Genomic DNA, 23,959 nt, shown 5'->3' with positions numbered 1-23,959 from the left:
GTGGAGGATAGGACAAAGCCAAAAGCAGAAAATGGTGCGGTGAAAAATTTTGCACGCTCTGATTTATTTTGAAATATCAGAGGAGTAGGGCTGCTTGGTGCCTGTGAATATGCCAGATGAGGACGAGGTTGTCATCCGTACTGTGCGTTACTAACGTCAGGTTTTACGCAGGTGCGTATTGTCGCAGTGCCTAAGGAAACGAAAAAAGCGCACCGCTGGGCGATGCGCTTTTAAGATTTGGTTTGGTTCAGCTTACAGGAGAGCTGGAATACCTGGGAGCATGCCAACTGCAGCCATTGCCAGAGTACAGATGATCACTGCACCTGCTGGAATGATGATGCGGTCTGCAAAGCTCAGACGTTCTGCACGTTCCTTGTCGCCAATGAGACCATTGTTGTCGAGGAACATGGTGATTGCCCATGCCAGAACAGGGTTGGTCACGATGGCTGCGAAGATGCAGATACCAGCGGAGTTGGTGTCGTTGCTGGATTTCACCATCTGTAGGCCAGCTTCCAGAAGTGGAAGGAACACACCAACCAGAAGAGCACAGGACATCACTGGCTGCCATACTGCTACGTCCATTGGGTAGCCGATGGTAGCGATAACGATGCACAGTGCGCCGAGCAGGATTGCGCCTGCAGGGATAGGACGCTTCGCGATTGCTGCCGGGATCATGTAGGTGCCCCAGGAGGAGGTGATGTTACCACCGCCGAAAAATGTGCCGGTGAACTGACGCAGGGAGCAGCAGGTCATGGTGTCATCAACGTCCATCAGAACTTTATCTGTGTTCTTAGGGTAGTTGAGTTCCTGGAAGATACGGTGGCCGAGGAAGTCCGGGGACCACATTGCGACTGCCAGAATTGCCCAAGGCAGAGATGCAACGAAGTGGTTGAAGCTAGGGATGCCAAGCTGCCAGCCGGTCTCAGTAGAACCCCACCAGTACCATGGATTCATGTTTGGCAGGCCAGGAGCTGTGGTGAACTGAAGGTCAACACCTGCGCCGAGTGCGAGCGCCAGAACAACCGCGATGACGGAGCAAGCTGGAATTGCGAGCCAGCGCTTACCGACCTTTGCGAGGAAGGCGTAGAGCACGATGTTGACGGCAAAGATTGCCAGAGCGACGTAAGAGAGGCTGTAAGCAAGGTCATGCTTCGCCTGCAGGCCGCCAGCCCAGCTGAAGAGGGTTGTGATTTGCCCCTTTGCCCCCATGAAGCCAAGGAACACGAGCAAACCGCCAGCAACGCCCTGACTGGTTAGGTTCACCAGACGAGAGCCGCCTTTAAAGTAGCTGAGGAGTAGGCCGAAGGCACAGACGAGTGCTGCCAAGGCCAGAGGGTGTGCGCCTGCAAGAGCGATGGAGCCAATGAGCGGGATCATTGGACCGTGGTTGCCTGCAAGGTTTGCACGTGGGTTGAGGAAACCAGAGCCGATGATGCAGAAGAGCAGCGCCGGGATGAGCATCTCAACGCGAACCACTTCAATGATCCACTCAGCACCAAGATTGACGTGTGGCCATTTTGCTGTGAGGCCGGTTGCCCATGCCGTCATAACCGCAGAGTACATCACGGAGATGCCGATTGTTCCTGCAATTGCAGGAACAAAATCTTCCATTTCAAAACGGAAGTCGCGGCCCGGCAGGTTGAGACCCCAACGGCGTGGTTTCATAATCTGGAGTTCGTGGTCCAGATAATCAGACCGTTGTTCGAACTCGCTCGCAGGCTTGTGTGCCTCGCTATAGGATTCTTCGTGTTTGTCTGTCTGCTGAAGCATAACAGCCATTCTCCATAAAACTGACGGAGGAAAGGAGAGTGTGGCTTCACGGTGCTTGCTTGGTGAGCGAAGCTGATGAAGGCATCTCACGTCATGGCCTTGATTTCTGGTTTGCTGGGAGGAGTTGGAACCGTCAGGATTTTCGGGTTTTGAGTTGCAGCTTAATGGGAGGTGTTAAAGTGCAACTGCGTCAGCGGCTTCAAACTCGCTGTATCTTTCCTTCCGGATTCCAGGGTCTTTTCAAGAGACCGTGCAAACCACAAATTCAGACCATGAATACCCTTCCCCTGTTCTTCAGTTCCGAAAGGCCCCTAGCTGAAATGACGTAGGGAAGCTTACGGTGTTCAGCGAGAACTTGCAGAAGGACGCAGCTTAAATAAAATCGTATGAGTCTATCGCGTCATTGATGAAATCTATAAGACGAAAAACTGCGACAATATGAGCTATCTAATTGATTTTGTTGAATTGCCTTGTTTTTAGGTACTGTGAAATTTCAGGCTGCAATATCTTATTTAAAACAACAGTATAATGAAATTAATTCACTTTGAGCGGGTGTTAAGGCTAATGAAAAACGTGATCTGAGGATCACATCCTGTCGCGGTAGAATGACTTATAGGTAGTATTGTCGCAGCGCTGTGGGAACTTGTAATACAAGTGTTTTTCCGAGTTTAAATTGGACTTTGTTGACACCAAGTTGGCTTCACGCCCGGTAAAATTGTACATCGATGGCTATGCACTTTGCCGAGGTGAGAACATTCCGGATAAGAAAAAACTTGGCTGCCCCCTACTTTTGGCGTAGATAGGCGATCCATCCTGCCGGACTTATCTGCGGTCTCGTTATGAGCCTTCAAATTTTCACTTCCCAGTAACCTCAAAAATCATCGAACCGATTTGTTGTGTCTGTTTGCTGAGAAGTTTAACCGAGTTTCTGTAGGATTTGAGATTAAAGCGTGTTGGTGCGCTCGCCCGAGGCGAAGCCCATCTTGAAATGAGAGATATTATGGCACTGGTGGGTCCCGTATTACGGGTGCTTGGATATTTTCTGGTTGGGCTGGCCATTTTGATGCTGGCGCCTGCATTGCTGGACATTTACTTCAGCAATCCCGACTGGATTGCGTTTGCACTCTCTTCTCTGTTTGTTGGTTTGCTTGGCCTGCTGCTTGCTGTTTCTACTGCTAATTACAAACTTGAGCATCTCACCATTCGTCAGGCGTTTTTGTTGACAACAGCGTCCTGGATTGTGATGCCAGTCTGTGGCGCTCTGCCCTTTCTCAGCCTTGGGATCGGTTTCGAGAACGCTTTTTTTGAGAGCGTGTCTGGGTTTACGACCACAGGTTCCACGGTTCTGATTGGTCTGGATGGAATGCCTCCGGGTTTGTTGTTCTGGCGTTCATTGACCCAGTGGATCGGCGGTGTAGGCATCATCGTTATGGCGATCTTGCTCATGCCTTTGTTGCGTATTGGCGGGATGCAGCTGTTTCGGACAGAAAGTTCTGATCGCGGAGAGAAGATTGTTGCCCGTGCGACGGATCTGACGCGCTTGATTGGTGGCGTCTACATCATGCTGACGCTGACCTGCATGATCCTTTATGTGTTTTCTGGCATGTCGTTGTTTGATGCGGTGAACCATGCAATGACGACGTTGTCCTCTGGTGGATTTTCCACCCACGATGCATCCTTTGCATATTTTGAGAGTACAGCCGCGGAATGGGTGGCTGTGGTCTTTATGCTGGCTTCGGGTTTGCCGTTCGTTGTGCTGATCAAATCCTTGACCAAGAATCCGAAAGCACTTCTGCAGGACCCTCAGGCGCGGGTCTTTATTTTACTTATCATTGTCCTCTCCAGTTTGACTGCTCTGTATCTCGGTATTGAGAACAAGTTCACGTTTGGCCGTGCTGTGGTTGAAGCGCTGTTTGTGGTGATTTCAATCATCACCACAACGGGCTATGGACTTGGTGATTACACGGCGTGGGGCCCGCCGATGATGGGCTTCTTCCTGATGCTGACGTTTATTGGTGGCTGTACAGGCTCGACCAGTGGTGGCATCAAGATTTTCCGGTTTATCGTGTTCTTTGGCACTGTTCGTGCGTACATGAATAAGATGATCCGGCCTGATCAGGTGGTTCCTGTCCGGTATGGCGATACAAAGATCACACCTGAACTGGCGTTTTCGGTTCTTGCGTTTTTAGTGGTCTATATGGCCACTGTGGGGCTGATTACTGTCATTCTTGGTGGACTTGGTCTGGATCTAGTGACTGCTATGAGCGCAGCGACGACTGCGGTTTCTAATGTCGGCCCAGGACTTGGTGATGTTGTTGGCCCTATCGGAAACTTTGCCGACATCCCCAATAGTGCGAAGATTGTGCTTTCTGCGGCAATGTTGCTGGGGAGATTGGAACTTTTTACGGTGCTGGTGTTGTTTAACCCTCAATTCTGGCGTTGACGCTACGTCCCTGAAAGACTAGGGATTTCGTGCATTGAGCATGTTTGGGCTGTTCGGTTTCATTCTTGTTGTGTGAATAGGTAGTTGCCCGATTAATTCAATTGCCAGATATCACTAAGTGGCCTAAAACCAATGCTTCATAAATGTTTGAGAGCATACCGTTCCAATCTCGTCCGTTAAGGGACAACATGTGACTAGCGGGCGGGTTAAATTGGATTTTATATCGGCGGATTGATGTTGGTTTCCATACGACCGGTTTTAAGTGTGCTTGGGTACCTTTATGTCGGCCTCGCTGCTGCCATGCTCGTCCCTGCATTTGTGGATGTTGTGTCGCGTAATGCTGACTGGCAAGCCTTTATTATTTCAGCGTTAATTACCGGTCTGGTTGGCATGTTGCTTATCGTGGCCATGGGTGGTGCGCTGCGTGACGGGTTGGATACGCGCCAGACCTTTATCCTGACAACTTTATGCTGGGTCTCGTTGCCCGCGTTTGGAGCTCTGCCGTTTTTGTGGCTGGGTATTGCGTATGTCGATGCTGCGTTTGAGGCAGTGTCGGGATTCACCACCACCGGCTCTACTGTGCTGACGGGTCTTGATTCACTTCCGCCGGGGCTGCTTGTGTGGCGTTCGTTGATGCAGTGGATGGGCGGTGTTGGCATCGTTGTTATGGCGATCGTGCTTTTACCGTTTCTGCGCATTGGTGGAATGCAGCTGTTTCAGACAGAAAGCTCCGATCAAAGCGAAAAGATTGTCAGCCGTTCCATTGAATTGATCCGCCTGATCAGTTTGACGTATCTGCTTCTGACCAGTCTTTGCATTGTGCTTTACTGGTTCTCCGGCATGACGATGTTTGATGCGTTCAACCATGGTCTCACAACAATTGCGACGGGTGGTTACTCTACGCATGACAATTCCTTTGGGTACTTCACCAATCCGGTGACTGGCTGGATTGCAGTTGTTTTCATGATTGTGGGCGCGCTGCCGTTCGTGTTGATCATTCAGGGGCTACGCGGTCAGCCGATGTTGCTGTGGCGGGATCCGCAGGTACGTGCGTTTCTGTGGCTTGTGGGTTTGATTTCTCTTGCTCTGACGATTTATCTCGGCACTTCTGGCAATGCAGATAGTTTTGGTAGTGCGATCCTGCAATCCGCGTTTAACGTGATTTCTGTGGTGACGGGTACTGGCTATGCCATGGGGGATTACACCGCTTGGGGAGCTCCGGTGATCGGTCTTGCGTTCCTGCTCAAGTTTGTTGGTGGCTGTACAGGCTCGACAACGGGCGGCATCAAGGTCTTCCGTTTTCTTGTGTTCTTCGGAACCGTGATTGCGCATATGCGGCGGATGGTGCGGCCTAACCGCGTGATCTCTGTGAGCTATGGTAACACGCACCTGACACCAGAACTGACGTTCTCCGTTCTTGCGTTCCTTGTGGTTTACATCGGTACAGTTGGTATTCTGACGTTGATCCTGTCCCTGTTCCATCTGGATCTGGTGACCGCTGTGTCTGCCGCCGCGACATCCGTTGGTAACGTTGGCCCGGGCCTTGGCACCATGATCGGGCCATCCGGCAACTTTGCTGCGCTGCCTGATCCAGTGAAATGGATCTTGTGTGCTGCGATGTTGTTGGGGCGTCTGGAACTGTTTACGGTTCTCATTCTTCTGGATCCTGATTTCTGGTCCAAATAATCTGAATAATTTGGAAGGTCGCTATGCGATTTGATGTACCGCTGGTCACTGGCCGGCTGATTAAGCGTTACAAACGGTTTCTGGCTGATGTTGCCCTCGATGATGGCGGTGCTGAAATCACAGCGCACTGTGCCAACTCGGGTTCCATGATGGGTTTGAAAGATCCGGGTATTAAGGTCTGGCTGACGCCAAATGATGATCCGAAGCGCAAGTTGAAATACTCCTGGGAAATGCTCGAGATTGATGGTGCGATGGTGGGCATCAATACCAGCCGTCCGAATGGCTTGGTCGAAGAAGCGATTGAAGCTGGGCGTATTCCTGAGCTTGTGGGTTATGAGAAGCTGCGCCGTGAAGTGAAGTACGGCAAGAACTCCCGTATCGATATTCTGCTGGAAGGTGAGGGTGACAAGCGCACCTATGTTGAGGTGAAGAACGTCACGCTGGCCCGCGAAGATGGGATTGCAGAGTTTCCTGATGCTGTGACCGCGCGTGGTGCAAAGCATCTGGATGAGCTTGCTGATATGGTCCGGGAAGGCCATCGTTCTGCTATGGTGTTTCTGATCCAGCGTGATGATTGCGATGCGCTTGTTCTGGCGCGTGATATTGACCCGAAATATGGTGAGGCTTTTGATGCGGCTGTAAAGGCAGGTGTTGAAATCTACGCGATTGGGTGCCGGCTGGATACTGACGAGATCATTGCTGATCGGTCTATTGAGGTGCGCTGTTAAGGCGGATAAGCCTAAGAAGAGCATGGTATCTGATGATGCGTGTACACCTGCACTGAAAGCACCGCATAGCCTCCCATGTAGTGTTGAACCAGAGTTCCCGTAAGTCGGGATGAGCAAGGCGGCAGGCAACACCTGCGCTACTTGTTAGAAATGAGTCTTTGGCATTGGCTACGCGCCTTGCCCGGGCATTTTGATATGGACAACATCGCCTCTTATCCTGAAAGACACGATAGCCAGTTTCCTGGAAAGACAACGGCTTTGCTTTGGCAAGTTTCCCGGCCTAAACAGGTCCTCTGTCCCTGACATTTATTGCTCTGACCAACAAATGCCACTGCGTGATGCCCCTCAAGCTTGGGCCCTTCCTCTCAGACCATGCAGTCACGTCTGAAAATCGGTTCCACCGGACCTTTGAAAGATGCGTTACCTCTCTCAAAAGCCCCACCCAGCCCACGACACGCTGACGGACGGTCCGCCAGCTGCCCGTCACGTGGGCATGAAGTTAGTATGGGGGCACATTTGAGCAAGGGGGATAAGTTTGTCTAAGATAGCCGCTAGTCCGATGTTATTCATCGCTTCGTCTCGTGCTGCCAAAATGCATTCGTGAAGGTTGGATCATTACCGGCTTATGAACGGAAAAAGCCCCGGCGGTGAGGCCGAGGCTTTTGAAACTCTTATGCAGAATTCCGGTGGGCTGATTAGCCTGCGGTATCTTTAGAGATTGGCGGCTGGAACTGCATGCCCAGATCCCATGGGAAGTACACCCAGGTATCCTGAGAAACTTCAGTCACAATGGTATCAGCCAGATCGCGACCCATTGGCTTGGCGTAGACGGTTGCAAAGTGTGCTTTTGGCAGCATTTCGCGAACAACTTTTGCAGTCTTACCGGTGTCGACCAGATCGTCGATGATGAGAATGCCTTCACCGCCTTCAGAGCCGACCACTTTCGGGTCGATTGGCTTGATGACCTTCAATTCACCCTGATCGTCGTAGTCGTGGTAAGATGCAATGCAAACTGTTTCGATGGTGCGAACACCCAATTCGCGCGCAATAATGCCAGCTGGAACAAGGCCACCACGTGTGATGGCTACAATCGCTGTAAATTCGCCTTTGTCGGCGAGGCGCCAAGAGAGGGCACGGCAATCGCGGTGGAATTGGTCCCAAGAGACCGGGAATGCTTTGGATTGCTGCTGATTATCCATGTGTCTTCTTTCAAAGAAATTTTGTCTTTGCAGCTTCTACGGCTGCTCGGACGGCTTCACTGGCCTGTTCCAGTACATCATTTGACCTAGATCGCACAACAACCTGTGTGGAAAATACTCCATCTTTTGACTGCGGATAGGAGCCAATTGAGGTTTCGGGGAAGTTTTTCTGGATTTCCCCTAGGTCTGTGGCAATGCGACTCTCAGGAAGAGAGGCCTCAATAGTCACAGAAAGCATCTTTTGACTGGTTTCCAGTGTTGGTGCGATGGCATCGACCATGGATTGCATGATGGCCGGTACACCTGCCATGACGTGCACGTTTTCCATTCTGAAGCCGGGTGCGATGGACACCTTGTTTTCAATCAGGTCGGCGCCATCAGGCAGGCGGGCCATGCGCTTGCGGGCAGGGGTAAAGTTCTCAGCGCCGTAGTGATCTTCCAGAAGCTTGTAAGCGCGTGGGTCCAGATCAATTGAGACACCGAAAGCTTTCGCGATGGCATCTGCTGTGATGTCATCGTGTGTCGGGCCGATCCCGCCGGATGTGAACACGTAGGTGTATTCTGCGCGAAGAGCGTTGACGGCTTCGACGATCTTTTCTTCTACGTCAGGCACGACACGCACTTCAGACAGGTCGATGCCGATATCCGTGAGATAGCTTGCCAGAAAGCCGATGTTTTTATCTTTGGTGCGGCCAGACAGGATTTCATCGCCAATAACGACATATCCCGCTGTGATGATCTTATTGGTCATGGCTTTCTGTATTCCTGAAATATGGGTGGCTTTGACAGCCAGAGCGTGTCGCGTTCATCTGCATTCACGCGCCAAGCTATAGCTGCTTATTCTTATGCGCATTCTTACCCGAAAACCGGCCCCACTTTTCGGGAACATGTATCAGTTTTTAGTCGGTATGGTCTTCCGGCGTCCATTCATAGATCCAGTTAAACCGATCAAGAAGCTGACTTGGGGTGTTGGACCGCATGACGAGATCTCGTGCAATACGAAGAGGGAAGCCCATATGGTAGACCCAGTCATTCCACTTCACGAGCTTGCTCATTTTTTCAATGCGTGGACGGCGGGCAGCCTCATAGGCCTGCAGGGCCTGTGGTGTTGCGCCGTGTTTGTCGACCATTTTGGACAGGACTGCAGCATCTTCGATTGCCATTGCAGCGCCTTGAGCTGAAAATGGCAGGATCGCGTGGGCGGCGTCGCCGATAAGTGTCACAGGGCCCTGGGTCCATGCAGGGCGGGTGTCGACCTCGCACAATGACCATCGGGTCCATGTTTCCGGCAGGTAGACCAGACGCAAGGCCTCTGGAGCCCAGTTGCGAAAGTGCTTGCGGACATGATCACTGCCAACCGGATGGGACCAGCTGTCTTCTTCCCAGTCTTCCTTCGTGATGGCGACGATGTTGAGTAGCTTGCCATTCTTTACTGGATACTGAACCAGATGAGCGTCACGAGCGAGCCACAGGCCCGAGGTGCTTAGGAGAGGTTCCAGATTGAACGGCGGCTCTGCTGTTGCTCTGTAGGCCACGAAACCGGTGTGTTTGGCAGGTGCGCCACCCAATGTGGTCTGGCGGATGCTTGAACGGACACCGTCGGCGCCGATAAGCAGGTCAAACTGATCCGGTATACCTGCAAGAGCTTCTGAGAAAGCCGCTCCCTTGAGCGTGACAGTGTCACCGTTGATTTCGGCGGATTCTACCTTGGTATCCAGCCGCAGAGTGACTTCCGGTGTGTTCTGGACAGCTTCCAATAACAGCTGTTGCAGATCTGCCCGGTGGATCACGTAGTATGGTGCGCCATAGCGGTCTTCAGCAATGCGGCCAAGCGGAACGGTTGCAAGTTGAGACCCATCCTGGCCGGAGCGTATATTGACGCTGGCCGGAGAGACGGCTCTGGACATGAGTGCAGGGCCTAAGCCAAGCGCCTGCAAACATCTCATCGCATTGGGAGATAGCTGAATTCCCGCGCCGACTTCGGAAAGCTCTGGGGCAGCGTCGAACAGGAAAACACTATGGCCCTTACGGGCAAGGTATAACGCAGCTGTAAGTCCGGCGATCCCGGCTCCTGCGATAGCAATATTTTTTGGTATCATTACGCAGCTTGCCTGCCGTGCTTTGCCTGAGGTTATCGGGACCAGGCAAAGCAATGTGATTACGATTTATTCGTTTTATCGATCAGATGACACGGTTGTTAGGCCGCATCAGGTGCCCAGGCGCAGTCAGCCGGATTAGATTCTGCGGAAGCGAGTGCAGCATCGTAGTGGTAAAGCGTTGAGCAGTATGGGCAGATTATGTTGTCATCAGCACCCATGTCGAGGAATACGTGTGGGTGATCCTGTGGGGGGCGTGCGCCAATGCACATAAATTCTTTGGCGCCGATTTTAATGGCGTCAACGCCATTGGTGTTGTGAAAGTGGGGTACGACTTTACCGGCCATTTTTTCGCCAAGCTCCATGGAACAAAAAATTTGCCGCCGACATTAAATTGGTTCGGGTGAAAAAGACAGGTTTTCTAGTTGATTGATTGCCTTGAGATCGATGCGGTCCACAACTGTACTGCGTTTTTTCACCTAGGACCGAGGTTTTACCGCGGAACTGGTGTTGTCTCAGCCTCTGTGAATAGTTGATGGACTAGTCCAAATTGATAGTTCTTTGGCCTTTTCTTTCTCCACCCTTACATTTACCCTCCCATGATCCCGTAGTTTTCCTTTACGTAAACGTTAGGTAATATGCCAATATTCAATAATAATGATCACCCTATCGCTTATCTTGATGAAGGAGAGGGCGATCCGATCCTGCTGATCCACGGATTCGCATCCAACAAGTTCGTCAACTGGGTGTATCCCGGCTGGGTTGATTTGTTGGTGAAGGATGGCCGCCGTGTGATTGCGATTGATAATCGTGGTCATGGTGAAAGCTACAAGTACTACAATGCAGAGGATTATGGCGCTCCGGTTATGGCCGAAGATGCGCTGAAACTGCTGGATCATCTCTATATCGATAGAGCGGATTTGCTTGGCTATTCCATGGGCACCCGCATTTCTGCGTTTTGTGCGCTGCAAGCGCCGGATCGGGTGCGCTCGCTGTCGCTTGGCGGGATGGGGTATGGTTTGATTTCTGGTGTTGGTAATCCTGAGCCAATCATTGAAGGATTGTTGGCTGACAAGATCTCTGATGTGAAAGACCGGACGGGTCGTGCCTTCAGAGCCTTTGCAGAGCAGACCAAATCAGACCGGCGGGCGCTTGCTGCGTGTATGCAGTCAGCCCGGAAGCCTATTTCTGAGGATATGGTATCTAAGATTACGGCACCGACACTTGTTGCTGTTGGTACAAACGATGACGTGGCCGGTGATCCAAAGGCGCTTGCTGATCTTATGCCGAATGCCAGTTATTTGGAGATTACCAACCGGGACCATATGACCGCTGTTGGCGACAAGATTTTCAAAAAAGGCACATTAGAGTTTTTGGAGCAATTTTCATGAATAGAGGCACCCACGAATTTATCGGAGCCGACGGCAACCGCATTGTTGCAGACCGGTTCGGCTCAAAAGGCCAGCCGGTGATGATGATGCATGGTGGCGGGCAGACGAGACATTCGTGGGGCAAGACTGCTGAGATGATCGCCAATGCAGGTATGCAGGCGTTCTGTCTTGATATGCGTGGGCACGGTGACAGTGCGTGGGTTGAAGGGGAGAAGTACTTCTTTTCTGACTTCGGCGCAGATGTTGCTGCAGCTGCCTCGCAAATCTATGAGGAAACCGGTTTCAAGCCAATTGCGATCGGTGCTTCTTTGGGTGGTCTTGCGTCTATTCTGGCTGAGGGGGCTTTGCGTCCTGGCGTTCTGGCTGGCGTTATTCTGGTTGACGTGACCCCGCGCCTAGATGAAGGCGGGGTGAGCAAGATCCTGTCGTTTATGGCTGAAAAAGTTGAGGACGGGTTTGGCAGTGTGGAAGAAGCGGCGGACATGATTGCCTCTTATCTTCCGCATCGAAAGCGGCCCAAGACATTGGACGGCCTTTCGAAAAACCTGCGTTTACGGGATGATGGGCGCTATCGCTGGCACTGGGACCCTCGCTTTATCACGCATCACGCTGATCGTGCTGATATGAAAGACAAGGTACAGAGTGAGCTGTTGGAGGCAGCGGCTAATCTCAAAGTGCCGAGTATGCTTGTTCGTGGAGCGGCATCAGAGCTTGTGAAACAGAGCCATGTAGATGAATTTCTCGCATTGGTTCCCCATGCACAATTCACAGATGTGAAAGAAGCTGGTCATATGGTGGCAGGCGATGTGAATGATATTTTCACTGCTGCGATCATGCCATTTTTAAAAGAGTACCAAGCGGCAGCTTAAAATTAGAACCAGTTTCTGATTTTTGAAGGAAATGTAGGTTCACTTTCTAATTGCCTATGCAGGTTTGGTACGCGCTTTCTCTAATGGCAATACTGCGTGATGTACTATAGGCGGATAATTCATAGTGAGTGGGTGGGGCTTGGATCGAGACAGTCTGCACCTATGTAAGGTTGAATAGGTCCTATCCATAAAGGAACGCTCTTTCATGGTGCAATTTTCTTCAAGTAGCCCCAAGGAGTTCGCATCGCATGATCCTGTTTGGGATCGCGTGAAAGCTGAAGCCCAGGCGATGGCCAGCTCTGAGCCAGCACTTGCGTCTTTTGTTTACGAGACGGTGCTGAACCACTCTTCTCTAGAGGAAGCGATTGTTCATCGTGTGGCTGACCGGCTAGGCCATGTGGTTGTCTCTTCTTCTCTTATCCGCCAGACTTATCTGGATGTACTGGATCAGGCTCCTGATATTGTTCAGGCCTTCCGTGTTGATCTGGGTGCTGTTTTTGATCGTGATCCTGCCTGTGACCGTTTCCTGGAACCTCTGCTTTATTTCAAAGGGTTCCATGCGCTGCAGACACACCGGTTAGCCAACTGGTTGTGGAAGCAGGGGCGAGAGGATTTCGCGCTTTACCTGCAAAGCCGTTGCTCTGAAGTGTTCCAGATGGATATTCATCCTCAGGTTCCAATCGGGCGGGGTGTTTTCTTTGACCATGGTACCGGCATTGTGGTTGGCGGAACTGCTGTGATTGAAGATGATGTCTCTATTCTGCAAGGTGTGACACTTGGTGGTACGGGCAAGGTCTCTGGCGACCGTCATCCGAAGATCCGTCAGGGCGTGCTGATTGGTGCAGGTGCTAAAGTTCTAGGCAATCTGGAAATTGGCCATTGCTCACGTGTTGCAGCAGGATCTGTGGTTCTTAAAGACGTTGATCCGTGCACGACTGTGGCGGGTGTTCCTGCCAAGGTTGTGGGTGAAGCTGGTTGCGACCAGCCGGCTCGTGCCATGGATCAAATGATCGGTCAAGGTCAAGGACTTTCCTCGCAAAACAAACAAGGATAAGCTAGTTTCCTAGGGTTGGCAGGACGATAAACTTGTATAGTTTGTGCCCCAAGTTTGAAGTGAAATTGGTAAGGAGACGGCTGTGAAGCCTGATGAAATTCGTAAGGTGCAAACCTACATGCGCAATACTTTCAAGTCGCCAGAACTTGAAGTGCGTGCGCGTCCTCGTAAAGATGATTCCGCAGAAGTTTATATCAAGGATGAGTTTCTTGGCGTTATCTTCCGCGACGAGGAAGATGGCGAACTGAGCTGGAACTTCCAGATGGCTATCCTTGATATTGACGTGGAAGGCCTCTAAGGCTTCATGCAAAATCTGATTGATTTGAAGGGCTCCGTTTTGGGGCCCTTTTTGCATCAAAATGAGACTCCTAAGGGCTGTGGGCGTCCTGAATTGAAACGGGATGGAGTTTGTTCACCTGCCTTTATTTCCTATGCGGATTTCATATGTAAATATTAACAGGAGGTTAACTCGAGGATAGCACGCGGCATAGGAATTGCTTTCAACTGCACAGTAACGCGTTTGAGCTGGATTGAGCCAGCTGAGAATGGGGGAAGTGCATGCTAGGCGATTTGCTGTTGGCCGCGTTTATAGCGGCTTCTGGTTTTGTGACTGCGGGAATTCTGGGTAGCTTCTATCACTTGGTGACTGGGGAGCCGCCGCGATTTTTTGCTGAGATGAAAGGGCCTCTGTCCTGGCTTATTGTCGTTGGGTTATGGCTTGTTGCTGGTCCTTTTATATTTATGCGCAATGCGATCCAAGGGTATTACCGAGAGTCGTTTAGTCCCAAGATGCTCGCTGCGGCGGGGGGGCTCACCGCTATGTGGAGCATTCTTTCCGGCACGTTTGTTTTGAGTTTTCTCTTGGCACTTTGAGCAAGCCGTATGCTAGATTGCGCGGGATTTGATTTGTGCAATCTAGGAGAACCTTGTGCCTTTTTATAAGCTTGGAGACAGAAGCCCTAATGTTCCTGAAAATGGAAACTACTGGGTCGCGCCATGTGCAAGTCTGATTGGGCATGTGCAGTTGGATGAAGAAGCGAATATTTGGTTTGGCGCTGTTTTGCGCGGTGACAATGAGCTTATCCATATTGGTGCGCGTTCCAACATTCAGGACGGATCGGTTCTTCATACAGATTTGGGGTATCCGCTGGTTGTTGGTGCAAACTGCACGGTTGGTCACAAGGCGATTTTGCATGGGTGCACTGTGGGGGAGGGCTCGCTTATTGGCATGGGCGCGACAATCTTGAACGGCGCTAAGATTGGTAAGGGCTGTATCATCGGCGCAAATGCACTGGTTCCTGAAGGCAAGGTTATTCCAGATGGTTCTCTGGTTGTGGGAATGCCGGGGAAGGTGGTTCGTGAGTTGGATGATGAAGCTCAGGCCATGCTTATCCGCTCAGCAGATGGCTATGTGATGAATGCACAGCGCTTTAAAGAGCAGCTGGTTGAACTCTGAAGCCATCACGATTTTTGAAAATAAAACAAGCCGCGGCATTTCCCGCGGCTTTGTTGTTTGCCAAGATCTTGGCAGCTTTATTCTGGAATACTTGCAACGGTGGTGACGCGTTTATCCGAAATAGCAGACCAAGCAGAAGCATGGCGAGCGGACTGGCGTTTCACGTAGCGGTATGGGGTTGAATACCAAGGCAAGATTGAAGAGATCTGATTGTCGAGAATGAGATCTCCCTGATCAGTGCGCACGCTTAAGACAGCGTGCCCGCCGTTACTCAGGTCTTTCACGACCGTTATGAGCAGGGAGCTTGGCGGCCAGCCCAAGGCAATGAGTTGCCGCTGTTTTTCCAGAACGTACTCTTCGCAATCACCAGCACCTTGCGGGTATGTCCAATATTCAGGCACTCCGAACAGTTGCTCGTCTGTTAGCGGGCGAACTTGTGTGTTGATTGAAGCGTTTACATCCAGCAATTCCTGCCAGCGCTCTTTGGTCAAGCGGACAACCAGCGGCGTGTTGGTACCATAGCGGCACTGTTGCGGGTAGTTTTGACAAAATTCAATATGACCAACGGGGGCAGTAGCTTGTCCGATAATTGGCATAAAGCGTCCTGGAACTTGCTCAGCGTGAGCCTGAGACAGGCTGATTAGCCCACCCAATGCGACCCCCAAAACACTTTTCGCGAACAGCTTATACTCAAACACAAGTAGCGCCCTCCAATCATGGCAGGCTCTACTTTCCTTCGCGCATTTTTATTTGGTTATAATCTTTAAAGTCAGTATTTAATCAAAATTGAGAAGTATTTAAATCAAAATTGAATATCAGTTAAATCAATATTTCTGAAAATAAGAGTTAATATTAATTCAAATTGTAATTACACTAAGACTCCGCAGGAAACTGGAGTTTCTGATCAGACCTATCGAGAGTTTTATGGTTTAGTTACAGTTAATTAGAGAGTTGGCATGTGAAGCTGTGTCAGTTGCATGTAATTCTCACTGCAAATATTTTTTTATAAATTTATCGAAAAGCTGAGGCTTAACCGTTGATAAGACAGGAATCGGTCTGGCTGGCTTAGCGCTTTTCAGCGTTGGAGATATGGTGCTCCAGCAGTTCCTTATTCTGGACGGTGGCGAATTCGACTGCGACGCCTTCTTCAAAGTGGCGAACGATCCGCGCACGCATCTTACCAAGCGTGATTGGTGTTCCAAGTGCCGGACGTACATCCGTCTTGAGTGCTGCGCCAGAGAGGGAGACATCCACAATGCGGCAGGCGTATTCTCTGCCGTCTGGCAAAATGATCTTCGTAATCGGATTCTTTGGAGTGAAGCGGTCAAATCTGCGATCTTCTGGCAGATTAAGCTCGTCTTTGTTGGCCAGCCAAGTCAGGACAGAAGCCAGCTTGTCGCGCTTGCGTGCGCTGGCATTGAGCGTCATCGCGAAGCCGCCATCGATCTCGCGGACGATCTTTCCTTCAACACGACCAATGTGATCAAGATAAGCGACAACGCGCTCGCCAACTTCGCCCATTACCGGAGAGATAAAGGCGGCGCCCCCAGGTGACATGTTGACGACCTGGCAAGGGTACTCACGTCGGTTTTCCAGCATGAAACGGCCCAGCACGTTGATTTCAACGCGAGAAAAACGGCGTCTGTCAGGTGCTTTTGCTGCTAGTGCAGCAATTCTGTTGGTCGCTGTGCGCCCTGCCATTTTCCTAGGAATCCCGAATACGCGATTATTGACTAGTAGAAACTTGGGTCACACCCTAGGAAAACAAGGTTAACAGAATGGTAACTGTGGTGCGGAGTACAGGTTTATATTTTGCCACCATCAACAACTCTAAGGTGTCCTACCTGTCGGCTGTTTGGAATTTCGACAGCTTTTGGTGTTGCTGAACGTGCCAAGTTAGTTCCACGGCTAACTCTTGGTTCCATTGAACTAACAGCACGATGACTTGGGGTTCCAAAATGTGGAACGCAGTCATTCTCGTCACTGAAGAGAGGTGCATCTTCATCTGGCCAGATCAACCTCAGACTGTTGACTTTTTGCTTGGAGATTGCCTGAACACCGAGCCAGAAGGGGCGTTTGAGTGGAGCCATGCAGCCAAGAATGCGCGTGCAACCTTCACCCTGAACGCGGATTGGCAGAAGCAAGAGCTCCAGATCTACTGACTGGCCCATTTCAGTTGTGCCCGTGAAGCTGATCACGGCCGCAGCGCCATCCTGTGTTATTGCAGAGAGCATGGCGGTAACAGCTTGCTGGTCTTTCTCATCCCAACCATCAAGGAAACTGCGGCCCTTCAGTTCACGACAGAACAGAGAACACAATCTTGTCCCCGCAAGGCGGAATCTAAAATTGTTCTGCTGGGCCAGTTCCAAAATAAATGTATCGCCCAGAACACTTTTGATTGCGGAGGGCTGAATATCGCCACGTTCGGGAGCTGGGCGTTCAGCCCGAATTTCGTCCCAGTATTCAAAGAGTATCCGTGATGCGCCGTGTTTCATATTCCCGCCTTCCCCAGTCCGCTTATTGGGTATTCCCATTGGGGTCAGTGTCCTTTTTATGGACAACTTTAACTATCCGCTGGTCTATGGTGGGGAATAAGCATGGAGCATGCCAAGTTAGAAATATCATAAAAATTTAATAAAATATTAACCTTAACAAAGGGTTTAAGTTGTGCTGATTGATGGCTTGTATAATCTTGGTTGCAGTTGCCTCACCTGAACCCTTGAGGCCCTAAGAATTGAGCTATTGTTGGCGGTAAACCTAGGTATTTGGCACTTCGTGTGCTGATAAAAAGTCGGGAAGACAAACGCCTAACGGGGAGAAGCTCCAATAAACCGTCAGCGCTTGGGGGAGTGCTGGCGGTTTATTGTTTTCATTTGATCCTTACATTTTGCGGCAAGCCTTGCGAAGCGTGCCAAGTTGTCTTAGTTCAAAATGGGACAATAATTTTGGATCTGTAATAAAATGAACCAATCCAATGAAGACCACCTGGCACCTCACGGCCCCAACCTTCAGAGACCAGCACGGGAGCCGATGTTTAATCTGCCAACCGTGGTTGTTGGACTGTCTCTGATCTTTATTGGGATACATCTGGTTCGTGCCTATGTGTTGACGCCCAATGCAGATTTGCAGACGCTGCTTTTGTTTGCATTCTGGCCTGTCCGATATCTTAGTGGTTTTATGGCTGAATACTCTTGGCCGGGAGAGACTGTTTCCGCGGTCTCGAGTTTTCTGACCTATGGGTTTTTGCATGGTAGTGCGGAGCACGTTGGTTTCAATGTGCTTTGGATGGCAGTGTTCGGCAGTGCAGTTGCACGACGTTTTGGGGCGACCCGTTTTCTGCTGCTGTCGGCTGTATGCGCCGTTGCTGGCGCGGGGGCTCACCTTGCTACAAACTGGGGGCAGAGTATCCCGGTGATCGGTGCATCGGCGGCGGTCTCAGGGCAGATGGCAGCTTCTTTGCGCTTTATCTTTGAAGCTGGAGGGCCAATGAGCTCGTTCCGACGGCATGATAATGCTGCTTATTCTGTGCCTGCTCGACCTTTGATGGAGGCGCTGAGCGACCGCCGTGTTCTTACCTTTATTCTGGTTTGGTTTGGCTTGAACTTCCTATTTGGCATGTGGTCTGCGCCAATTGCAGGGGAGGGCGTCAGTATTGCGTGGCAAGCTCACGTAGGTGGATTTATCGCAGGATTGATCCTGTTCCCGCTATTAGATCCGATTAAACCGCGTTGAAGTGAGACGTTTAATAGTTAGCTAACTACATATGTTAACAGCACCTAAGTTGGTGGCTAGGCAAGCATTGTTTTTTTGTGTCATGATGCCGTAGGGTTAGATTTGTTCTCTTCCTCTTTTTTCTCTGAGAAAGAAGGATGACACAAACAAACGAGGAGGTCGCCATGACAGTTGCTGCCATATTAAACGGCAAAGGGCGGGACGTTTTTACGGAGCCGAGTACACGTAGTTTAAGCGAGATATGCGCAAGCCTAGGTGGCCGCCGCATAGGTGCGATTGTGTTGTGTAACGAGCCGGGTGTGATTGTTGGGATCGTGTCAGAACGTGATGTGGTTCAGGCCATTTCAATGGAAGGAACTGACGCGCTTGCGCAGCCTGTCAGCGATTACATGACAAAAGAGGTTGCCGTCTGCAACGAGACAGACTCCGTGAACGGTGTCATGGCGCGTATGACAGAAGGGCGCTTCCGCCATATGCCAGTTGTGGAAGACGGAAAGCTCATCGGCTTGGTCTCAATCGGCGATATCGTGAAGTTCCGCATCGCTCAAGTTGAGCGCGAAGCTGAGGACCTGCGGAGTTACATTCAGGCCGTGTGATTTGTACTAAGCTGCTGTGCTTTTAAGGCACAGCAGTTCCAATCCAGCCTAGTACTCACCCATTCATTGTTGATGACTTTGGCGTGCAGAACGCCGAGTTAAGGCTGCACTTCTGCTAGTTGATGGAGTTCCGGAAGCGCTCGACAAGTGGTTTCATACCCGACGCGAATTGCTTCTTCACCGCGATGGAAGTCGAACAAACCCAGATGTGAGAGACGTAGTGTCAGGATGTTGTCTGGTGGGTCACCTGCAAGTCGTGAGCGCCCGATCCTGTCCTGAATGATGTTGTAGCTGTCCATCATCACGCCGGAGATACCCGGCAATCCTTTTGGCTTCCCACCGAATATTTGACGTCGAAGCACACGCTTGATTGCGCCGCCCGGATCCTTCTGGAGCTTGCTATCGATCTCCGGGATCATGTCTTTCGGGATTGGGGGCAGTTCATGGACAACCGTAGAGCCTCGACCGAACGTGTCGGAGTTGAGGTTGACTGCGATCACAGCTCGTGCGCCCATCGCGCGGCAGACGGAAACCGGGATTGGATTGACCAACGCGCCATCCACCAGCCAACGACCGCCATAGGCGACCGGCTCGAACACGCCGGGGAGGGAGGTGGAACACCGCATAGCCTGTGTGAGTGGACCCTTCTTCAACCAGATTTCGTGTCCCGTGCCCAGCTCCGTCGCAACGGCTGCAAATGGTCGATCGAGATCCTCGATCATGATACCGCCGAAGTGGTCTTCGAACAATGAGAGGACTTTTTTGCCTGAGATGAGGCCGGAACCGCCGAAGGAAAGGTCGACCATGCTGAAGACCCTGCGGCGAGAGAGTGAAACGACCCACTCTTCGAGTTGATCCAGCTTACCGCAGAGATAACAGCCGCCGACAACAGCGCCAATGGACGTGCCAGCGATAAAGTCCGGCTGTATGCCTGCTTCTGAGAGGGCTTTGAGTACGCCGATATGTGCCCAACCACGGGCCGCACCGCCACCCAAAGCCAACCCGATACCTGGAGTGATCTCCGGCTCAGGTGTGGTGGGCGGTGTCTCTGGTTCTTCTTCTACAGGCTGTTTGCTGTTTGGCCACAGAGGTAGATTTTGCAGCACTGCCATCTCCCCGACTGTCTCTCAACGGTTGAATAATCGAAATTACCTTAGGGTAACTATGCTATTTAAACCTATAAAAAGACTGAATCGGGGCACAGCGAAACCTATTGTTTTTTCCCGTAAACTTCTTGGGGGTCATATACCGGAGCGACTTCCGTCTTCTCCAGCCAAACATCACCTGTGTCATTTGAGTTCACTTTGCGGAAGAAACAGGAACGATAGCCAACGTGGCATGTTGCTCCATTTCCATGAACTTTGACACGCAGCCATATGGCGTCCTGATCGCAATCAGTCCGGATTTCAATGACTTCCTGCACCTGGCCAGAGGTGCCGCCCTTTTTCCAGTATTCCTGCCTGGAGCGGCTCCAGTACCAAGCCTCGCCAGTTTCAATGGTGCGACGCAAGCTCTCGGTGTTCATATAGCCCACCATGAGTAGCTCACCGCTCTCGAAATCCGTGACTGCAGCTGCGATCAGGCCGTTATCATCAAATTTTGGGCAGAGCTCATCGCCCAGCTCAATTGTTTTCTTGTCAGCACGCGGCGCGAAGCCGTCGGCTTTAATATTCGTCGACATGAAATGCTCGAATTTTGTGATGAATGGCCCGAGCTTACGAACGGACCATTGTCATAAAGCGTACCTGTTCAGATGCGTTATCTTCAAAAACACCGGAGAACCGGTTGGTGAGGGTTGATACACCCTGTTTTTGAATGCCACGCATAGACATGCACTGGTGTTCTGCCTCAATCATGACAGCGACGCCACGGGGAGCCAGATACTCTTCCAATGCCGTTGCGATCTGAACGGTCAGATGTTCCTGTGTCTGAAGTCGACGTGCGTAAATTTCTACAACACGTGCGATCTTGGACAGGCCGACCACAGCATGATCCGGATAATATGCGATATGCGCTTTTCCGGTGAACGGCAGCACATGATGCTCACAGAAAGAAGTGAAAGAGATATCTTTCAGCAGCACAATATCATTGTATCCGCCGACTTCTTCGAAGGTTCGTTCCAAGTGCTCGCGAGGATCTTCTTTGTATCCAGAAAAAAGATCTTCGTAGGCTTTTACTACGCGTTTTGGCGTATCCAGCAGTCCTTCACGTTCGGTATCGTCACCGATCCATTGAAGAAGTACGCGCGCAGCAGCCTCAGCTTCAGCCCGGCTAGGGCGGTTGGGGAGCTTGTTGTCTTCTGTAGCCGTGGGATCGGTTTCTGTAACCGGTCTCAAAACAGCGTCCATATTATGTCTCCAACAATACGCAGGCGATGAGTGTGAATTAAGACATACTTCTCTTAAAAAAACACTGAACCCGCCATAGGTTCCTGCGCAACAACTATTTTTGTCGGCCTGTTTTCAGTTCAGGCTCTTCCCATTGTCATACGCAAATCTATAGCTTACCTAAGGAGATGCGAGTATGGCGCAGGGTATAAACTACGACAACCCGTTTAGACAGCCAATAAAATGGCACCTATGGTTTCTTCTAGGTAATGTGTGCTAGATTGCGATATTCCGCTTTTGACCTCTAGCAAGGTCTCGGCAGCACCACCTATATAAGATAGATGTCTTGGTTAGGAAAGGGTCTTCCCTTACTACTGAGTGATCCAAGGTCGCTTTAAGTTATAAAGCGAGTGTCAGAATAGTAGCCAGAGTTTTGCATGTTGGACGACATTTACAATACAAAGATCCTTGAGTTTGCAGGGAATATCCCTTTGTTGGGACATCTTGATGCCCCGCAAGCTCAGGCAAAAGCACATTCGCGGCTTTGTGGTTCGACGGTGAGCGTTGAGGTTTGTGTAGCCGATGGTCTAATAACCTCATTTGCGCAGGACGTGAAAGCGTGCGCGCTTGGGCAAGCGTCAGCCTCTATTTTAGGCCAGCATGTTATTGGGGCCTCACCCTCTGAAATCCGGCAGGCTTATGCGCAGCTCCATGCGATGTTGAAGGAAAATGGACTTCCACCGACCGGTCGCTTTGCCGATCTGTCGTTCCTTGAACCGGTGCGCGATTATAAAGCGCGTCATGCGTCCACCATGCTCGCGTTTGAAGCCTTGGTGAAAGCGCTTGATGATGTTGAAGCTACTGTTGCTTAAGGCAAACTGAGATGTGTAAGCCCGAACTACTCCCTAAAGAGAGGCCTGCCAGCCTGATGGCGCGGGTCGGGATCGGGTTTATTTGGATTTATCAGCACAGTTTGTCGCTGATACTTGGGCGTGCGTGCCGTTATCAGCCCTCCTGCTCACATTATACAGCTGAGGCGATGGTGCGTTTTGGCTTCTGGCGTGGTGGCTGGATTGGGTTGTCGCGGATCATTCGTTGTAATCCATATGGGGCGAGCGGTTATGATCCTGTTCCCGCTAGTCTACCTCAGCATTCCAGATGGTATCTGCCTTGGCGCTATGGACATTGGACTGGACGCCATATTGACCCCAAGACGCGTTTTGACTTGCCAGACTAGAAACCGTTCTTGTTCTTAAGGACAGGTGAACTCGTTTTTTTCTTCTTCTGTTAGGACTGGCAAAACTGCGAATTCTCCCTCAATGGAGAGGTTTTCGTAGGGCTGAGAGTTGATAACAACTCCGTAGGCTTTTCCGCTGTTAGCATCTAATGTCCAAACCCACCCGAGATTGGATTCCTGCGGATTGTCCTTCCAGGAAATTTGAGTAATTTCCGGCGTAATCTGCTGTACGGTGTAGGTTGCAGATCCTTTGCTCTTGCCAAGTTTTGAGGTGGTGTTCCAGGCAAGTGCTTCACTGTTGCAAATGAAAGTCGTGAATTTCTCTTCAATCGCCTCTGCGCCTTCCTTTGTAATCGTCCAGGCAAAATTCAATGATTTACCTAGCCATTGCTCGGTGGCCTTAACAGCGGAGGCGTCACTTCCAGTTTCTGCGAGTGTGTGGATGTCGCTTTGGAGGCTTTTGCTGGTCGGGACGGGAGGGCCATCTCCTGTAACCTGTGCAACTGCTACCAGACCAGATGAATGCATGAACAAGATTGCGCTGGCGCTCAGGATTGCTAAAAGTTTCATTGGGTTATCCTGTTTTCATTCTTGCCGCTGTTTAATTGGGTTCAAAGGCTACTGAAGGAACTGTGGCCAAAAACTTCCTTTTTCTTCCTGGTTTTGCTCACTGTCAGTAGCGGTTGGATCATTCGTCGGTTCGGATGGTACCGGCATGTCTTGGGGGGTGCTCATTTGGTATTCTGGCATGCCACTCATCATGGATGGGTCCTCTTCTGCGTTGTCTGGTTCTGCTTCAACAGTCCCAGAGGTTCCAAGAGAGGGTTCAACAGATATTTGAGTGTGAGCAGGAAGCGCACTGGACGTGAGCGCAAACCCTGTGACGACAATATATGTGAAAAGCCAATGCCTGCTCATTTGAATACCTTTGGATGATCAGTGTGGTACGCACTCCAATACAGAAACTCATAATTTCATTTGAAGATAATGGCTTAATGTAGAGTTGCGTCCAGCAACTAGCAGTGGTTCCCAGTTCTTGGCTTAATGAAAAGCTATCTGCTGATGTTGAAATTCATGAAATTTTTGCGCGCGTAATACGTGCTTTTGCCTATGTGAGGGCTGCGTAGAGGCGTGTTGTTCACAGATTGGAGGTCAAAAACGTTTTTTCCTATGTTTTCCCAATCCAAATTTCAAAGGAGCGTTGACAAGAGGGGCTCAAATGAAGATAACCCGTCCTCACACGGCGCGGCCAACTTGGCCAATGCGACGGAGGAGTGCCCGAGTGGCTAAAGGGGGCGGACTGTAAATCCGCTGGCTATGCCTACGTTGGTTCGAATCCAACCTCCTCCACCATTTTTCTTTCATAAAATCAGTT

Annotated in this window: 26 protein-coding genes and 1 tRNA gene; 14 read left to right on the top strand and 13 right to left on the bottom strand. The window is 50.7% G+C overall.

Annotation, left to right across the window (positions count from 1 at the left end):
• Window positions 1–252: 252 nt before the first annotated feature.
• A complete protein-coding gene (locus PsAD26_RS21945) occupies window positions 253–1,770 on the bottom strand; it encodes a DUF3360 family protein (protein ID WP_208985803.1) in 1,518 nt (505 codons plus the stop codon).
• A gap of 1,027 nt (window positions 1,771–2,797) precedes the next feature.
• Here PsAD26_RS21945 and PsAD26_RS21940 point away from each other — a divergent pair.
• The 3 genes from PsAD26_RS21940 to sfsA all read left to right on the top strand — a co-directional run bounded on the left by PsAD26_RS21940 (window position 2,798) and on the right by sfsA (window position 6,627).
• Window positions 2,798–4,213, top strand: a complete 1,416-nt coding sequence (locus PsAD26_RS21940) for a TrkH family potassium uptake protein (RefSeq protein WP_084403786.1) — start codon at window positions 2,798–2,800, stop codon at window positions 4,211–4,213.
• A gap of 234 nt (window positions 4,214–4,447) precedes the next feature.
• The gene (locus PsAD26_RS21935) at window positions 4,448–5,899 is read left to right on the top strand and encodes a TrkH family potassium uptake protein (protein ID WP_057462539.1); all 1,452 of its coding nucleotides are present in this window, start codon (window positions 4,448–4,450) and stop codon (window positions 5,897–5,899) included.
• 23 nt (window positions 5,900–5,922) lie between these two features.
• Entirely contained in the window at window positions 5,923–6,627 is a 705-nt protein-coding gene (gene sfsA, locus PsAD26_RS21930; protein ID WP_063300850.1) for a DNA/RNA nuclease SfsA, read from the top strand.
• 695 nt (window positions 6,628–7,322) lie between these two features.
• Here sfsA and gpt read toward each other — a convergent pair.
• The 4 genes from gpt to PsAD26_RS21910 all read right to left on the bottom strand — a co-directional run bounded on the left by gpt (window position 7,323) and on the right by PsAD26_RS21910 (window position 10,269).
• Entirely contained in the window at window positions 7,323–7,826 is a 504-nt protein-coding gene (gene gpt / locus PsAD26_RS21925) for a xanthine phosphoribosyltransferase (RefSeq protein ID WP_057462537.1), read from the bottom strand.
• A gap of 10 nt (window positions 7,827–7,836) precedes the next feature.
• On the bottom strand, window positions 7,837–8,577 hold the full coding sequence (locus tag PsAD26_RS21920) for a competence/damage-inducible protein A (RefSeq protein ID WP_063300849.1): 741 nt from the start codon (window positions 8,575–8,577) through the stop codon (window positions 7,837–7,839).
• 148 nt (window positions 8,578–8,725) lie between these two features.
• On the bottom strand, window positions 8,726–9,925 hold the full coding sequence (locus PsAD26_RS21915; protein ID WP_063300848.1) for an FAD-dependent oxidoreductase: 1,200 nt from the start codon (window positions 9,923–9,925) through the stop codon (window positions 8,726–8,728).
• A 98-nt stretch (window positions 9,926–10,023) separates the two neighbouring features.
• On the bottom strand, window positions 10,024–10,269 hold the full coding sequence (locus tag PsAD26_RS21910; protein WP_063312234.1) for a zinc-finger domain-containing protein: 246 nt from the start codon (window positions 10,267–10,269) through the stop codon (window positions 10,024–10,026).
• Between the two features lie 291 nt (window positions 10,270–10,560).
• Between PsAD26_RS21910 and PsAD26_RS21905 the strand changes: the two genes are divergently transcribed.
• The 6 genes from PsAD26_RS21905 (at window position 10,561) to PsAD26_RS21880 (ending at window position 14,692) form a co-directional block, all read left to right on the top strand.
• Window positions 10,561–11,313 (top strand): alpha/beta hydrolase, encoded by a 753-nt coding sequence (locus PsAD26_RS21905; protein ID WP_063289538.1) that lies wholly within the window; start codon window positions 10,561–10,563, stop codon window positions 11,311–11,313.
• A complete protein-coding gene (locus tag PsAD26_RS21900; RefSeq protein WP_063312126.1) occupies window positions 11,310–12,182 on the top strand; it encodes an alpha/beta hydrolase in 873 nt (290 codons plus the stop codon). Before PsAD26_RS21905 ends, PsAD26_RS21900 begins: the two co-directional genes overlap by 4 nt.
• A 205-nt stretch (window positions 12,183–12,387) precedes the next feature.
• Window positions 12,388–13,236 carry a serine O-acetyltransferase gene (gene cysE / locus PsAD26_RS21895; RefSeq protein WP_063289536.1) on the top strand — a complete coding sequence of 283 codons (849 nt, stop codon included), beginning with the start codon at window positions 12,388–12,390 and terminating at the stop codon, window positions 13,234–13,236.
• A gap of 82 nt (window positions 13,237–13,318) precedes the next feature.
• Window positions 13,319–13,534, top strand: coding sequence for a DUF3126 family protein (locus tag PsAD26_RS21890; protein WP_063289535.1), 216 nt, complete (start codon window positions 13,319–13,321; stop codon window positions 13,532–13,534).
• Window positions 13,535–13,794: 260 nt separating this feature from the next.
• A complete protein-coding gene (locus PsAD26_RS21885) occupies window positions 13,795–14,109 on the top strand; it encodes a hypothetical protein (RefSeq protein WP_063289534.1) in 315 nt (104 codons plus the stop codon).
• Window positions 14,110–14,164: 55 nt separating this feature from the next.
• A complete protein-coding gene (locus PsAD26_RS21880) occupies window positions 14,165–14,692 on the top strand; it encodes a gamma carbonic anhydrase family protein (RefSeq protein ID WP_063289533.1) in 528 nt (175 codons plus the stop codon).
• 77 nt (window positions 14,693–14,769) lie between these two features.
• On the opposite strand, the gene PsAD26_RS21875 is transcribed toward PsAD26_RS21880, so the two are convergent.
• The 3 genes from PsAD26_RS21875 to PsAD26_RS21865 all read right to left on the bottom strand — a co-directional run bounded on the left by PsAD26_RS21875 (window position 14,770) and on the right by PsAD26_RS21865 (window position 17,187).
• A complete protein-coding gene (locus tag PsAD26_RS21875; RefSeq protein ID WP_063300844.1) occupies window positions 14,770–15,390 on the bottom strand; it encodes a transglutaminase-like cysteine peptidase in 621 nt (206 codons plus the stop codon).
• A 367-nt stretch (window positions 15,391–15,757) separates the two neighbouring features.
• On the bottom strand, window positions 15,758–16,393 hold the full coding sequence (locus tag PsAD26_RS21870) for a PilZ domain-containing protein (protein WP_057462526.1): 636 nt from the start codon (window positions 16,391–16,393) through the stop codon (window positions 15,758–15,760).
• A 104-nt stretch (window positions 16,394–16,497) separates the two neighbouring features.
• Window positions 16,498–17,187, bottom strand: a complete 690-nt coding sequence (locus tag PsAD26_RS21865; RefSeq protein ID WP_063312125.1) for a PAS domain-containing protein — start codon at window positions 17,185–17,187, stop codon at window positions 16,498–16,500.
• A 466-nt stretch (window positions 17,188–17,653) separates the two neighbouring features.
• Here PsAD26_RS21865 and PsAD26_RS21860 point away from each other — a divergent pair, with 466 nt between their 5' ends.
• Together PsAD26_RS21860 and PsAD26_RS21855 are read left to right on the top strand one after the other, a co-directional pair.
• Window positions 17,654–18,424: a rhomboid family intramembrane serine protease gene (locus PsAD26_RS21860; protein ID WP_063312124.1), complete on the top strand. Its 771-nt coding sequence runs from the start codon at window positions 17,654–17,656 to the stop codon at window positions 18,422–18,424.
• Between the two features lie 164 nt (window positions 18,425–18,588).
• Window positions 18,589–19,020 carry a CBS domain-containing protein gene (locus PsAD26_RS21855; RefSeq protein WP_063312233.1) on the top strand — a complete coding sequence of 144 codons (432 nt, stop codon included), beginning with the start codon at window positions 18,589–18,591 and terminating at the stop codon, window positions 19,018–19,020.
• A 98-nt stretch (window positions 19,021–19,118) separates the two neighbouring features.
• Here the strand turns inward: PsAD26_RS21855 and PsAD26_RS21850 are convergent, their stop codons facing one another.
• The 3 genes from PsAD26_RS21850 to folE all read right to left on the bottom strand — a co-directional run bounded on the left by PsAD26_RS21850 (window position 19,119) and on the right by folE (window position 21,368).
• Window positions 19,119–20,132 carry a patatin-like phospholipase family protein gene (locus PsAD26_RS21850; RefSeq protein WP_063300840.1) on the bottom strand — a complete coding sequence of 338 codons (1,014 nt, stop codon included), beginning with the start codon at window positions 20,130–20,132 and terminating at the stop codon, window positions 19,119–19,121.
• A gap of 98 nt (window positions 20,133–20,230) precedes the next feature.
• Window positions 20,231–20,701 carry a phosphoribosyl-AMP cyclohydrolase gene (gene hisI, locus PsAD26_RS21845; protein ID WP_063312123.1) on the bottom strand — a complete coding sequence of 157 codons (471 nt, stop codon included), beginning with the start codon at window positions 20,699–20,701 and terminating at the stop codon, window positions 20,231–20,233.
• A 34-nt stretch (window positions 20,702–20,735) separates the two neighbouring features.
• Window positions 20,736–21,368 carry a GTP cyclohydrolase I FolE gene (gene folE / locus PsAD26_RS21840; RefSeq protein ID WP_057462520.1) on the bottom strand — a complete coding sequence of 211 codons (633 nt, stop codon included), beginning with the start codon at window positions 21,366–21,368 and terminating at the stop codon, window positions 20,736–20,738.
• A gap of 416 nt (window positions 21,369–21,784) precedes the next feature.
• Between folE and PsAD26_RS21835 the strand changes: the two genes are divergently transcribed.
• Together PsAD26_RS21835 and yidD are read left to right on the top strand one after the other, a co-directional pair.
• Window positions 21,785–22,219: an iron-sulfur cluster assembly scaffold protein gene (locus tag PsAD26_RS21835; RefSeq protein ID WP_063312122.1), complete on the top strand. Its 435-nt coding sequence runs from the start codon at window positions 21,785–21,787 to the stop codon at window positions 22,217–22,219.
• An 11-nt stretch (window positions 22,220–22,230) separates the two neighbouring features.
• Entirely contained in the window at window positions 22,231–22,584 is a 354-nt protein-coding gene (gene yidD / locus PsAD26_RS29005; protein WP_084403772.1) for a membrane protein insertion efficiency factor YidD, read from the top strand.
• Window positions 22,585–22,599: 15 nt separating this feature from the next.
• Here yidD and PsAD26_RS21830 read toward each other — a convergent pair whose 3' ends face one another.
• Complete coding sequence (locus PsAD26_RS21830; RefSeq protein WP_063312121.1) at window positions 22,600–23,154, bottom strand: hypothetical protein; 555 nt, start codon at window positions 23,152–23,154, stop codon at window positions 22,600–22,602.
• Between the two features lie 48 nt (window positions 23,155–23,202).
• Window positions 23,203–23,502, bottom strand: coding sequence for a hypothetical protein (locus PsAD26_RS21825; protein WP_063312120.1), 300 nt, complete (start codon window positions 23,500–23,502; stop codon window positions 23,203–23,205).
• A 350-nt stretch (window positions 23,503–23,852) separates the two neighbouring features.
• Here PsAD26_RS21825 and PsAD26_RS21820 point away from each other — a divergent pair.
• Window positions 23,853–23,937, top strand: a tRNA-Tyr gene (locus PsAD26_RS21820).
• The last annotated feature ends 22 nt before the right edge of the window (window positions 23,938–23,959 follow it).

Source organism: Pseudovibrio sp. Ad26 (assembly GCF_001623285.1).
GTDB lineage: Bacteria > Pseudomonadota > Alphaproteobacteria > Rhizobiales > Stappiaceae > Pseudovibrio > Pseudovibrio ascidiaceicola.
This window is presented reverse-complemented; position numbering and strand designations above follow the sequence as displayed.